Source organism: Citrobacter sp. Marseille-Q3906, from assembly GCF_916618775.1.
In the GTDB taxonomy this organism is placed as follows: domain Bacteria; phylum Pseudomonadota; class Gammaproteobacteria; order Enterobacterales; family Enterobacteriaceae; genus Citrobacter; species Citrobacter murliniae.
In genome coordinates this window covers 671254-684423 of sequence record NZ_CAKAKA010000001.1, presented here as the reverse complement: position 1 = coordinate 684423, position 13170 = coordinate 671254, and the positions used below count along the sequence as shown (strand labels likewise).

11 protein-coding genes are annotated in these 13170 nt (G+C 43.7%); 2 read left to right on the top strand and 9 right to left on the bottom strand.

The window, feature by feature from the left end:
* Window positions 1-216: 216 nt before the first annotated feature.
* From LG384_RS03205 to serB, 7 genes are all read right to left on the bottom strand, one after another.
* Window positions 217-1137: a hypothetical protein gene (locus LG384_RS03205; protein ID WP_048222108.1), complete on the bottom strand. Its 921-nt coding sequence runs from the start codon at window positions 1135-1137 to the stop codon at window positions 217-219.
* On the bottom strand, window positions 1134-3545 hold the full coding sequence (locus tag LG384_RS03200; protein ID WP_048222109.1) for a glycosyltransferase: 2412 nt from the start codon (window positions 3543-3545) through the stop codon (window positions 1134-1136). The genes LG384_RS03205 and LG384_RS03200 overlap by 4 nt, the downstream gene beginning before the upstream one ends.
* 69 nt (window positions 3546-3614) lie before the next feature.
* Window positions 3615-4280, bottom strand: a complete 666-nt coding sequence (locus LG384_RS03195) for an ABC transporter ATP-binding protein (protein WP_225760439.1) — start codon at window positions 4278-4280, stop codon at window positions 3615-3617.
* Window positions 4277-5056 carry an ABC transporter permease gene (locus LG384_RS03190; RefSeq protein ID WP_048222113.1) on the bottom strand — a complete coding sequence of 260 codons (780 nt, stop codon included), beginning with the start codon at window positions 5054-5056 and terminating at the stop codon, window positions 4277-4279. The genes LG384_RS03195 and LG384_RS03190 overlap by 4 nt, the downstream gene beginning before the upstream one ends.
* A gap of 364 nt (window positions 5057-5420) precedes the next feature.
* On the bottom strand, window positions 5421-6650 hold the full coding sequence (nadR, locus tag LG384_RS03185) for a multifunctional transcriptional regulator/nicotinamide-nucleotide adenylyltransferase/ribosylnicotinamide kinase NadR (protein ID WP_370637015.1): 1230 nt from the start codon (window positions 6648-6650) through the stop codon (window positions 5421-5423).
* 138 nt (window positions 6651-6788) lie between these two features.
* Window positions 6789-8171 carry a DNA repair protein RadA gene (gene radA, locus LG384_RS03180; protein WP_045439506.1) on the bottom strand — a complete coding sequence of 461 codons (1383 nt, stop codon included), beginning with the start codon at window positions 8169-8171 and terminating at the stop codon, window positions 6789-6791.
* A gap of 11 nt (window positions 8172-8182) precedes the next feature.
* Window positions 8183-9151: a phosphoserine phosphatase gene (serB, locus tag LG384_RS03175; RefSeq protein ID WP_045439503.1), complete on the bottom strand. Its 969-nt coding sequence runs from the start codon at window positions 9149-9151 to the stop codon at window positions 8183-8185.
* Between the two features lie 115 nt (window positions 9152-9266).
* On the opposite strand from serB, the gene LG384_RS03170 reads away from it, so the two are divergent.
* Window positions 9267-9908, top strand: coding sequence for a YtjB family periplasmic protein (locus tag LG384_RS03170; RefSeq protein WP_045439500.1), 642 nt, complete (start codon window positions 9267-9269; stop codon window positions 9906-9908).
* A 22-nt stretch (window positions 9909-9930) separates the two neighbouring features.
* Complete coding sequence (gene lplA, locus LG384_RS03165; RefSeq protein WP_048222115.1) at window positions 9931-10947, top strand: lipoate--protein ligase LplA; 1017 nt, start codon at window positions 9931-9933, stop codon at window positions 10945-10947.
* A 90-nt stretch (window positions 10948-11037) separates the two neighbouring features.
* Here the strand turns inward: lplA and deoD are convergent, their stop codons facing one another.
* Together deoD and deoB are read right to left on the bottom strand one after the other, a co-directional pair.
* Window positions 11038-11757 (bottom strand): purine-nucleoside phosphorylase, encoded by a 720-nt coding sequence (deoD, locus tag LG384_RS03160; protein ID WP_000224864.1) that lies wholly within the window; start codon window positions 11755-11757, stop codon window positions 11038-11040.
* A 150-nt stretch (window positions 11758-11907) separates the two neighbouring features.
* On the bottom strand, window positions 11908-13131 hold the full coding sequence (gene deoB / locus LG384_RS03155) for a phosphopentomutase (RefSeq protein ID WP_045439490.1): 1224 nt from the start codon (window positions 13129-13131) through the stop codon (window positions 11908-11910).
* Window positions 13132-13170 lie beyond the last annotated feature (39 nt).

Here is a 13170-nt window from a genome sequence, read left to right as displayed (position 1 = left end):
GACGTTCACATCATCTTAATACACTCAATAAATATACCGTTAGCATATAAAATCTTTTGATATAAATCCATTTCAAAACCTAATCAACGCTACGAATTTTAAAATAAACAATCAGATCTCTAATAAGATATTATCTCCATTAGAGACCTTTGATCGTGAGCATCTATAACCATAATGGCCAGTATTCATTCAAAAAGTTAGTATACTCGAATTTATTTATTCTAAGTTTAGTTTGTTTTTTGGAATACTAATAATAATTTCATTTTCGAGTTTAGAAGTATGTGGCACTATAGAGTCGAGAAAAGTAGAGTATTCATCATCAACTTCCTTCCTCATCTTATTAAATGTAATTGCTAATGGACACCTACCAGAACCATGAACAGTTTGCAACCATGTTAGTTTCTCATGATGACCTCCATTAAGATTGGCAAATTGTATTTTAGTTTCCGAGCAATTTCTTCCGTAACAATTTACAGCATTTACAACCGGCAGAAATTTAAAAAAGTAAGAATCCAAATCATTTATTTTAAATAAAACTTGATGATACTGATTTAAAATTAAATTATTAACGCAACAATAATTCTCCACAGGATTAAATTTGTACTCAAAACTGCCATAAATGCTAGAAAATAAATCCTGCAATGTATTATTTTTTGATATTTGTTTTTTTATATAAGTAATACCTGACATTTCTTCATTAACAAAATAATCAAAGCCAGCCTCGCGTAAGAAGAAAAAGTTCAGTCCAACAAAAACAAAATACTCAAGTCGAAGTGAGCTTCTGGATATAACTTTCTCATAGAAATCATTATAGCTTTTATACACTGCATAATTAGCATTAGAACTTTCAATAGAATCCGATATATATGACACTCTATCGAAATATGTATATTTCTCTAATGTCCTACATTGATATTTTAATACATTACTTTTATTTTTATTTAAATTATCAATATTATCAATAATAACTAAATTGACTCTAACCGTTCCATTGTTTACTGCTAAAAGATGTTGAGCATTCCCATTCTCTTGTTTCATAGCTTTATGTCCATTTACTATTAGACTATTAGTTCTTTTTACTAACGCATCACTGAAGAACAAACGTGGCTTAGTTAGTAGTTTGGTTAATTTTGTCATTTAGAGCACTCGTTAATAAAACTCTTCATAACTTTTGAAATTTCATAGTGATCTATATACGTTCTTCGTGCCCCCTCACCAAGTTTTTTTAGTAACGTTTCATCATTCATTAGCATTTCCATTTTTCTGGAAAAATCTACGGTATCAAAGCAAGGTGATATAAGAGAGTTATAGCCATCTTTCAAAAATTCTTTTGGCCCATAACCAATGTCATAACTAATAACCGGTTTACCCATGCTAAAACTTTCAATATAAACCATACCAAAAGGTTCTTTGAACGCAGTAAGAGCACAGAATGAACTAGCATAAATCTCCTCATAAACCAAAGATGTTGGTTCACAAATCCTTACTTGTTCTGATAAATCATAATCTGCAATCATTTTTAATAATGATTCTTTCTTATCACCATCACCATATATATCAAGATTCCAGTCTGGATATTTTTTAGCAATTAAAGCAAAAGACTCTATCAATAAATTAAATTGTTTTATTTCAACTAGTCGACCAAATGATACTATTCTCTTAGGAGAGAGTATATTGCTACACCCTTTAATCATAGAAAGTTTATCTTCGATTCCATTAGGTATATTTGTTACATTAAATATACCATTATTAATATACTCCTCCTTTTGGAATCTTGTTAATGCGATCACTTTGTGTGCTTTCCGGTAAGTCCTCAGTATCGACTGTTGGATTTCATCACTATGTGAACTAAATTCTTTATGCTCCTGAGCCATAACAACATTGGAATTATGACTATATTTTATGATATTGACACATAATCCGGGAAAAGTACCAACGAGAGTACAATTTCTCAGTGTTCGTAGAATAAGAATTAGTTTTAAATCGGTTAAAATAGACAATCCAGAATATAAATCTTCAGTTTTCTTAAATAACCTTGATTTAAATTTTGATAGCAAGTTTTCATATTTATTTCGAAACTTACCTTTGCTTCTTGCGTCATTAAGATACTCTAATCTTACACTCGGGTCTAAATTGAGTTTGGGTATCGCTTCTGTTCTACGTAATGATATCACAGTGACCATATAACCAATTGATACTAAGTAATTCGCTTGATTAATTACAGTCTGAACTGTTCCTCCGACACCATATAAGTTATAACAAAAATATACGATATGATTTTGTTTTTTTTCGAGCAACTTATCTATAAGATAATTTGATTTACCAAAATTAGGATAGTCCTGTCTTACGATGGCACGATTACGTCTGGCCTTTAATGTCAATGCCTTATCAAAGTTTTCAAAAGAAAATATATTTTCCAATTCATCTATTGTTCTGACCGTTACTCCCAAAAAATCATTAGGCGAGTTCATAAAATGCCCACGTTCATGTTTGTAAAAATCGTAATCAAACTGAAGAAAAATAACAGGTATATTTAACAGGTTAAACTCAAAAGACACGGAAGAATAATCAGTAATGCATAATGCTGTATCTTTAAGGACAACATTGAAATCATTTTGACCAACAAACCCTATATTTCCTTCAAAAATTTCTTCAACCTCACGCTGTAAGTATAAAATTTTCTCATGCAGATAAAAAACTACCTTCAATTTGTGGTTATCAGCATACTCCATGATTCTTGTACTATCTTTTATTTTTTTCACAAGTGAAAGAAACGTATTTTCTTTTCCCTTAATAGTCCAATCATCTCTCCAGGTAAAAAAGAACAACATATTCTGATTGGTTTTTCTTATGTATTGAAGATTTTCATGTCTAGAAAGACCACTATTGACTAATCGGCATGATAAGAAGCCAATATTTGTTATTAACCGTTTAAGAATCTGAAGATCAGAGGAGTCCACTGATCTTCTATCATTGTAATAATTACTTAATATATATCTATAAAAGCCACGCAAATCATTCCTATCAAAATAACTTCGCAAATAAAATATCTTATGTTTAAGAATAATGTTATATGTTTGTTTTATGTCTTTCTGAGGTTGAAGAACATCTTTTACAATTTTATATTCCGAGCTTAGAGATGTGTGGAAATATCTAATCCTTCCATTATAATGCCCTTTATAAAAATGTACTTTTTTATATGATATAATTCCGTGCTGTAAATATATAATAGGAGACCACCCTCTGCTGAGGGGCTTTTTTTTGAAAGAAGGGAACACATCCATATAGCCATCATTAAGTACAAGGTAATCTGCTTTATAGAATAACCATCGATGTTTTAAACTATCTTTTATTATAACGTTTTTCGAATATGGCTTTAGCTTATCGCTATCTATATTGTTACGCCCACAAACATAATAAGTATTTTTAAACCCCTCATTAATTCTATGTGCAAAATAAGAAAATCCATTATCTCTCGCTTGCTCACCACCTTTTTCACTTATTAGAACAAGAAGATCTTCCCGATTCTTTACCGAATTCCTCATATAAAAGCACCCATCCATAGATTTTGTAATTAACAAGCAATCGTCATTTATACTTATTTTTTAGTGTGTTTATTTAAGAACGGATTCATGATATATAGTTAACGCTTCCACAACATCATCATATATAAACACTTCATTATCATTATTTATAACAATAGCCATATTACAATATTTCTTCAATAATTCATCACTATGTGACACCATTAGTAATGACATTTCTTTTGATCTTTCAGAAAATATCAAGTCACATTTTCTTTTAAATCGCGAATCACCAACAGCAGTAATTTCATCAACTAAATAATAATCAAATTTAAATGCCATACTTAATCCAAAACCTAACCTCGATCGCATCCCCGAAGAATACGTTTTAATCGGCATGTCAAAGTATTTTCCTAGTTCAGAGAACTCCTCCACAAAAGCAATAACTTCTCTGAAATCATTTTTTGCAGCATAAAGCCTGGCTACAAATTTCACATTCTCCCGACCAGTTAAGCTCCCCTGAAACCCTCCTGCCAATCCTACTGGCCATGAAATAGTTTGATCGGTTGTTATCATTCCACTATCTGGATGATCGATACCTCCAATCATACGAAGTAATGTAGATTTACCTGCACCGTTACGCCCAATCAGCGCAACACTCTTACCTGTTGGTAACTCAAAGTTTAAATCCTTGAATACGGAGTGACGCCCTTTCGACGTGATATATGATTTCGTTAAATTTTCGACTTTGATCATGATGAAGTTAGCATTGCTCTCCGCCGGAACCAATAACTGGCTAAACCAAGAAAAAAGATCCCTAGTGCACAAATAGCCAGATAGCCAAAACTCACTCCATCGCTAGTATAGTTAGCAACAACTGCCTCTCTACTAAGTTCGACAACATGAACGATGGGATTCCAAAGGACATAGGACTGATACTGCTTAGGAATTGCCTGAAGTGGAAACATAATGCATGAAATAAAGTAAAGTGGCTTGATAACGATAGGAAGAAACTTTTCTGTTTCTGGGTGCGAGCTTCCTATCACCATAAAGATCAGTCCCACACCGCATGAAAATACAATGAGCAAAAACCATGTACTAAATAAGAGTAATACACGAGCAAGTGAAAAAATCTCACCGCACAAACTAAGAATCCCCATCAGAACCAGATAGACAAGGATATAAATAACCATTTCCAGCAAAGTCCTTGCAATTACTGTATCTACTGGTTTTACTGGTCTGTAATTAAATAGTCCCTGATTAGCTTCAATTGCTTTAATTGACCGAATGGATATGTCACTAAAAATGAAATAGGGAATAATACCATTAATCAAAAAAACCGGGAAAGATATATCAGGCATTGTGCGATGCATTATATATCCAAAGATAACTAACATTACCATAAGATGAGCAGCAGGTTCTAATATAGCCCAAAGGTATCCAAGACGATATTTTCCAAATCGTGTTTTAGCTTCCCGTAAAAATAATGCCTTAATTACTGAAATTTGGATTTCAATGCAATTTCTCGCCATGGCCATTCCATTATATTCGACATGCTACCGCCCTTAGCTTAAGCTGCCACAGGCTTATATATATTTTATTTAGTAGAAAAGTATCACGCGAAATTGTTAATGATACGCAGGAGAGTTGAAATCCACATACAAAATAACGCCCCTGATAGACATTATATGTAATACCTTTAAACCAGTAAGGGATATCTTACAATATAATATTGAAATAGAAAGAGACTAAATATTTTTTAAGATATTATTCATATAAAACATGAATATAATTAATCTATTGTCTTTAGGAAGTGATAATATTCACAATTAATATCATGCATAATACTTATATTATACATTATGGGTAGTATATAACGTATACTACCCATAAACTCTATACCCTCTCGCCCATCAGCCCTTTTACCAGCTCCACACAGCGCAAAAACCGCGAGTCATAATCAGCCTCCTCAACGTGCACAAATTTGATGTTGTTCTTCTCCAACATCGATACCAATAGCGTCTGAAACTCTTTGCGATCCACCGAACTCCCCAAGCTTCGTAATCCATCCGCAACCCATGGCGTGTTGTTTTCCAGCAGGATCACCAGGTCAAAGCGATACTCGTCAATCAATGCCTGCACAAACGGGTGCTCACGCCCTTCATACTTTTTGCAGAACGCCTGAGTGGTGACAAAGTCTGTGTCGATAAACGCCACTTTATTAGCATACTTAACTGCAAAATCAATGTATTGCGCTTGTCCTAGCGCGATCTTGTCGTAATCAGAATACTGCAGCGCCATCTCATCGCCGCCCAAATGGGAAAAGACGTAATCGCGCCCGTATTCCCATGCGCTGGTCGTATTGAAGATATTGGCAAGCTTATTCACCAGTGTCGATTTTCCACTCGACTCACCGCCGAGGATCGCCACGGTACGCACAAAGAAGGGTTTCACTTCCGTCGGAATGTATTCCCAATAGCGGAATGGATTTTCACGGATTTGCGCCCCGCTGATGCTCATAAAGGTCCGTTTTGGATCGACCAACACAGTTTCAATACCCAGATGTTCCAGATATTGCGGGGCGTCAGCTTCTTCAGAAGTGTAGATCCAGTTAGGCTGGATCCCCTTCTCTTGCATAAACGTTTTAATCCCGTTGCTCCAGACATCCCAGCCGTGCGGATATGGCTCCATACCTTCCTCATTAAAGGCATGAATACGGATATTTTTCTGATACTTAAACGTTTGCAGCAACCAGCGTAAACGGTCGGAAACCGTGGGTTGTTGTGACATAGCGCTGTCTTCAAACAGGCCCCGATCGCGCGTATCGTCATAGCCCATGATGATATGTAATTCATCGACCTGGCTACAGGCACGCTGAATCAGATAGATATGACCAGTATGCAATGGATAAAACTTACCAAAGACCACACCAATGTTTTTCTGCTGGCGGGGGAACTCCAGTCCCAGAAAACGGTGCAATGCCTCCAGTTTTTGCGCACTGGGGCTTTTTATCTTGGCGTTCAGGAGTTGGCTTAAATACCCCTTGGTCATGCCACTGGCATCCGCCACCTGTTGCAGAGTACAGCCCTTTTGCTTAATGGCAGTTTTCAGATAATCAAATGACACAAGAGCCTCCTGCTTGCTATAAATTAACGTAATACCCATGGATCTCTGGTGGCAGGAAGGCGCAAACAAATCCCGATATGATTCGGGGCAGCGAACACGACCAACACACCTGTCGCCGGAAAGACGACGGGTATTTAATTATAAGTCGTCAAAAACGCTGAGCGCATCCGTGAGTTTTTTAACGCCAAAAACTTGCATGCCTTCTGGCGGTTTTTTCGGCACATTCGCGGCAGGTACAATCGCCCGACGGAATCCATGCTTCGCTGCTTCCGAAATCCGCTCTTGACCACTGGGAACCGGACGAATTTCACCCGCCAGCCCCACTTCACCGAAGACGACTAAATCCTGCGGCAACGGCCGGTCGCGAAGGCTGGAAACCATTGCCAGCAGCAGAGCCAAGTCTGCGCTGGTTTCAGTGACTTTTACACCACCCACCACGTTGACAAACACATCCTGATCCGCCATTTGCAACCCACCGTGACGATGCAGCACAGCCAGCAAAATGGCCAAACGGTTTTGCTCCAGCCCTACCGCAACACGGCGCGGGTTCGCCATCATTGAGTGATCAACCAGCGCCTGGATCTCCACCAACAGCGGACGTGTTCCTTCCCAGACAACCATCACGGAGCTACCGGGAGTGACCTCATCACCGCGACTTAAGAAAATGGCTGAAGGATTACTGACTTCACGTAGACCTTGCTCGGTCATCGCAAAGACACCAAGCTCATTCACTGCACCAAAACGGTTTTTATGGCTACGCAAAGTACGAAAACGGGAGTCAGCATCGCCGTCAAGCAACACTGAGCAGTCAATACAGTGTTCCAGAACTTTCGGCCCGGCCAGCGAACCGTCTTTGGTGACATGCCCAACCATAACAATCGCCACGCCCCGCGTTTTCGCAAAGCGTGTCAGGTAAGCAGCCGTTTCCCGAACCTGTGCCACGCTACCTGGCGAAGATTGGATATCAGCCATGTGCATTACCTGAATGGAGTCGATAACCATCAGTTTCGGCTGTTCTTCTTCGGCGATCAGGCAAATCTGTTCGATACTGGTTTCCGACAGCATATTCATATTCGCAGTCGGTAGTCCGAGTCGATGCGCACGCATTGCCACCTGTTGCAAGGATTCTTCCCCCGTGACGTACAGGGTTTTCATCTGCTCGCTAAGCTTACACAGCGTTTGCAGCAGTAGCGTTGATTTCCCTGCACCAGGGTTACCGCCGATCAAAATAGCGCTGCCAGGCACCACGCCACCACCCAGCACGCGGTCAAACTCTTTAAAACCGGTAGAAAAACGCGGCAGTTCCTCAAGACTGATTTCCGACAGTTTCTGAACCTTTGCGACGCCTGCATTGCCAGCGTAACCGCTGAGTCGCTCGTTGCGCGCCACTGTTGGTGATGCAGCAAGGCGTACCTCGGTAATGGTATTCCAGGCCTGACAGGCGCTACATTGCCCCTGCCAGCGCGGATAATCGGCCCCACATTCGTTACAAACAAAGGCGCGCTTAGGAGCTTTTGCCACGTTTTACCTCGTTATTTCTGATTCATACTGCCGGAGAGAATGCAGAACACCCCCATCAGATCGGCATGACGGATAGTGATTTCCGTCTTTTCATTCACTTTCGGTTTAGCATGGTAAGCGATACCCAACCCTGCCGTTTTGATCATCGGCAGATCGTTCGCACCATCGCCAATCGCGACCGTTTGCGCTATAGGGATTTCATGCTCTAGTGCCAGTCGAGTCAGGGTATTAGCTTTGTACTGGGCATCGACGATATCGCCAGTCACGTTGCCGGTAAATTTACCATCCATGATTTCCAGCTCATTCGCCACCGCTGCAGTCAGTCGCAGTTTTTGACGCAGGTATTCCGCAAAGAAGGTAAACCCCCCAGAGGCGATAGCCACTTTCCAGCCGAGAGTTTCCAGCTTCAGCACCAGTTGCGTCAGGCCGGGCATCAGGGGCAGAGTTTCACGCACCTGATGCAGAATGTTTGCGTCAGCGCCCTTGAGGGTCGCGACACGGCTACGAAGGCTGGCGGTGAAGTCCAGCTCACCACGCATCGCACGCTCCGTCACTTCCGCAACCATCTCACCGGTTCCCGCCAGTTTAGCGATCTCATCTATACACTCGATCTGGATAGCGGTTGAGTCCATGTCCATCACCAGCAGACCAGGCGTGCGCAAATGCGGGATTTTGCCCAGTGGCGCAACATCCAGTTTGGCATCATGCGCCAGTTTTGTCGCACGCGGTGTTAACGACCCCGCCAGGCGAATGACCTGATAATCTTCGACGCACCAGGCTGCCACAATAACCATCGCCGCTCCCAGCTTGCTTTGGTATTGCGTTAAGCGTTGTTTATCCAGCCCACGACCATACAGCAGCCAGCCACTCCGGCCCGCGTGGTAATCCAGCGGCATCACTTCATCGCCACTTAAAGAGAGGGGCAGACCTGGCCACAGAGAGACATCTTCAGGTAGATCGCACCAGGTAATGTTAGGCATTAAAGCTCCTGTAAAATCGTTCGGGTCGGAATCATCCAGGGAAAATAACGCATGAGGCTACCTTGTAACCAGCGCTTCTGGCAACATTAAGCCTCAAATTTTCAGTAGGTGGAATATGGCTCGCGCAAAACTGAAATTCCGACTTCATCGTGCAGTGATTGTATTGTCCTGCCTCGCGCTACTCGTCGCACTCATGCAAGGCGCATCATGGTTTAGTCAAAGCCATCAACAGCAGCGTAACCCGCAGCTGGAAGAATTGGCTCGCACGCTGGCTCGCCAGGTCGCGTTAAACGTCGCACCACTGATGCGAACCGAAACACCGGATGAGAAACGTATTGCTTTCGTACTACATCAGCTCACCGAAGAGAGCCGTATTCTGGATGCGGGAGTCTATGATGAACAGGGCGATCTCATTACACATGCCGGTGAGAGCGTGGATGTACGTGATCGGCTGGCGCTGGACGGTAAAAAAGCCGGTGGCTATTTTAATCAGCAGATTGTCGAACCCATTCAGGGGAAAAACGGCCCGCTGGGCTATCTACGCCTGACGCTTGATACCCACACACTCGCCACTGAGGCGAAGCAGGTGGATAACACCACCAACATTCTACGCCTGATGCTGCTTCTGTCACTGGCTATTGGTGTAGTGTTGACCCGAACACTACTTCAAGGCAAGCGTACCCGTTGGCAACAATCCCCGTTCCTGCTTACCGCCAACAAACCGGTACAGGAAGAAGACACTGAGAAAAAAGAGTAATTTACCAGAAAGGAAATCGACCATGACAACATTACGCCTGCTCATCTCTGACTCTTACGATCCATGGTTTAACCTGGCCGTTGAAGAGTGCATTTTTCGTCAAATGCCCGCTACGCAGCGCGTTCTGTTTTTATGGCGCAACGCTGATACGGTAGTCATTGGCCGGGCGCAAAATCCGTGGAAAGAGTGCAATACCCGGCGCATGGAAGAAGACAACGTCCGGCTTGCGCGTCGCAGCAGCGGCGGCGGCGCGGTATTTCACGATCTGGGTAATACTTGCTTTACCTTTATGGCAGGCAAACCAGAATACGACAAAACCATATCCACCACTATCGTACTCAATGCATTAGCTTCTCTTGGAGTCGATGCTGATGCATCCGGGCGCAACGATCTGGTCGTCAAAACTGCCGAGGGCGATCGCAAAGTATCTGGCTCTGCCTATCGGGAAACCAAAGACCGTGGCTTCCACCACGGCACACTGCTGTTAAATGCCGATCTCAGCCGTTTGGCTAACTATCTAAATCCGGATAAAAAGAAACTCGCCGCCAAAGGGATTACCTCCGTACGCTCACGCGTTGCGAATCTTACTGAATTGCTGCCGGGCGTCACCCATGAACAGGTGTGCAAGGCAGTAACCGATGCCTTTTTTGCCCACTACGGTGAACGTGTAGAAGCAGAGATTATCTCTCCCGACAAAACACCGGATCTACCTAATTTTGCCGAAACTTTCGCTCGCCAGAGCAGTTGGGAGTGGAATTTTGGCCAGGCTCCTGCTTTTTCGCATCTGCTGGATGAGCGCTTCACCTGGGGCGGCGTAGAACTGCATTTCGACGTTGAAAAAGGGCATATTACCCGCGCGCAGGCCTTCACTGACAGCCTCAACCCCGCCCCGTTAGAAGCGTTGGCGAATCGTCTGCAAGGATGTCTGTACCGCGCTGATATGTTGCAGCATGAGTGCGAGGCATTGTTGGTCGACTTCCCGGACCAGAAAGAAGAACTCCGGGAGCTTTCGGCATGGATTGCCAGAGCAGTGCGTTAAGCAATTGAGATAACTGCCGGATGGAGGCTACGCCTTATCCGGCAGTATTATAGACCCGGTAAGCAAAGCGTCACCGGGCACAAACCGAACTTATTCTTTATCGCCCAGCAGAACAGATTCCAGCGCGATTTTGATCATGTCGTTGAAGGTCGTCTGACGCTCAGCAGCAGTAGTCTGCTCATGAGTACGGATATGGTCAGATACGGTGCAAATGGTCAGCGCTTTCGCACCAAACTCAGCCGCAACGCCGTAGATACCCGCAGCTTCCATTTCCACACCCAGCACGCCGTATTTTTCCATTACGTCGAACATTTCGCCGTCCGGGGAGTAGAACAGATCGGCGGAGAACAGGTTGCCAACACGCGCATCTACACCCAGAGCTTTTGCAGCATCAACAGCGTTACGCACCATGTCGAAATCAGCAATAGCGGCAAAATCATGATCTTTAAAGCGGATACGGTTAACTTTGGAATCGGTGCATGCACCCATACCAATTACCACGTCACGCAGTTTGACATCCATACGCACCGCACCACAGGAACCCACGCGAATGATTTTCTTCACGCCGAAATCGGTGATCAGTTCTTTGGTGTAGATAGAGCAGGATGGGATACCCATGCCATGACCCATAACTGAGATCTTACGGCCTTTGTAAGTACCGGTGAAACCTAACATGCCACGAACGTTGTTTACTTCGCGGACATCTTCGAGGAAAGTTTCAGCAATGTGCTTAGCACGCAGCGGGTCGCCAGGCATCAATACGACGTCAGCGAAATCACCCATTTCTGCATTAATATGTGGAGTTGCCATAAATTATCCTTAATTAAATAGTGGAAATACCCTAAGGATTTCACGTTGTAGGAAGGCGGCTATTTCGTTCACCACAGGAGCATAGATTCACTATGTGACCGGGGTGAACGAATGAAGTCAACGAGCCTACGGCGCGAAAGACAACGGGTATTACAGCATGTTTTTACCGTAGTCCATTGGCGACGTACCGAAGTAGCTTGCCAGCGTCTGACCAATATCCGCGAATGTTTCACGGTGACCTAAAGAGCCGGGTTTTACTTTCGGGCCATAGATCAGCACCGGAATGTGTTCACGGGTGTGATCGGTACCAGTCCAGCTCGGATCGCAACCGTGGTCAGCGGTCAGGATCAGAATGTCATCTTCCCCCACCAGCTCCATCAGCTCAGGCAGACGGCGGTCGAACAGCTCCAGACCTGCAGCATAACCGGCGATGTCGCGGCGGTGTCCCCAGGAGGAGTCAAAGTCGACGAAGTTAGTGAAGACGATGGTCTCATCACCCGCTTCTTTCATCTCTTTGATCGTTGCGTCGAACAGTGCGTCCAGACCCGTCGCTTTCACTTTTTTAGTGATACCGCAGTTCGCGTAAATGTCCGCAATTTTACCAACGGATACGACATGGCCTTTTTTCTCGTCAACCAGTTTCTGCAGTACCGTCGGTGCTGGCGGTTCGACGGCCAGGTCGTGACGGTTACCGGTACGCTGGAAGTTACCGGCCTTATCGCCGATAAACGGACGCGCGATAACGCGGCCAATGTTGTAGCCACCTTCAGTCAGCTCTTCGCGTGCGATTTCGCACAGCTCGTAGAGTTTATCCAGGCCATAGGTCTCTTCATGGCAGGCAATCTGGAATACGGAGTCAGCCGAAGTGTAGAAAATCGGCTTGCCGGTTTTCATATGTTCTTCGCCCAGTTGGTCCAGAATCACCGTACCGGAAGAGTGGCAATTACCGAGATAGCCCGGCAGGTTGGCACGTTTTACCAGTTTATCCAGTAGCTCTTGTGGGAAGCTGTTTTCATGATCGGAGAAATAGCCCCAGTCAAACAGAACCGGAACACCAGCGATTTCCCAGTGACCAGACGGAGTGTCTTTCCCGGAAGAGAGTTCATGCGCCCATGCGTAAGCGCCAATGACTTCCGCATTGCCGTCCATACCGGCCGCAATTTTACCGGTAGAACCTTCGTGAGCTTTCACCAGGCCCAGACGGGTCAGGTTAGGCAGATTCAGCGGACCTTTGCGACCATTGTCAGCTTCGCCCTTCGCACAGGCTTCTGCAATATGTCCCATAGTGTCTGAACCTACGTCGCCAAAGCGATCCGCATCTTCAGTCGCACCAATACCAAAGGAGTCCAGCACCATAATAAATGCACGTTTCATCTTGTTCTCCATACATCTGCGCCGCAAAAAAGCGATCAG

Excerpts from the sequence above, each read along its gene's own strand:
- LG384_RS03205 (WP_048222108.1), bottom strand. The coding sequence starts at position 1,137 with ATGACAAAATTAACCAAACTACTAACTAAGCCACGTTTGTTCTTCAGT.
- LG384_RS03200 (WP_048222109.1), bottom strand. The coding sequence starts at position 3,545 with ATGAGGAATTCGGTAAAGAATCGGGAAGATCTTCTTGTTCTAATAAGT.
- LG384_RS03195 (WP_225760439.1), bottom strand. The coding sequence starts at position 4,280 with ATGATCAAAGTCGAAAATTTAACGAAATCATATATCACGTCGAAAGGG.
- LG384_RS03190 (WP_048222113.1), bottom strand. The coding sequence starts at position 5,056 with ATGGCGAGAAATTGCATTGAAATCCAAATTTCAGTAATTAAGGCATTA.
- serB (WP_045439503.1), bottom strand. The coding sequence starts at position 9,151 with ATGCCTAACATTACCTGGTGCGATCTACCTGAAGATGTCTCTCTGTGG.
- LG384_RS03170 (WP_045439500.1), top strand. The coding sequence starts at position 9,267 with ATGGCTCGCGCAAAACTGAAATTCCGACTTCATCGTGCAGTGATTGTA.
- lplA (WP_048222115.1), top strand. The coding sequence starts at position 9,931 with ATGACAACATTACGCCTGCTCATCTCTGACTCTTACGATCCATGGTTT.
- deoD (WP_000224864.1), bottom strand. The coding sequence starts at position 11,757 with ATGGCAACTCCACATATTAATGCAGAAATGGGTGATTTCGCTGACGTC.
- deoB (WP_045439490.1), bottom strand. The coding sequence starts at position 13,131 with ATGAAACGTGCATTTATTATGGTGCTGGACTCCTTTGGTATTGGTGCG.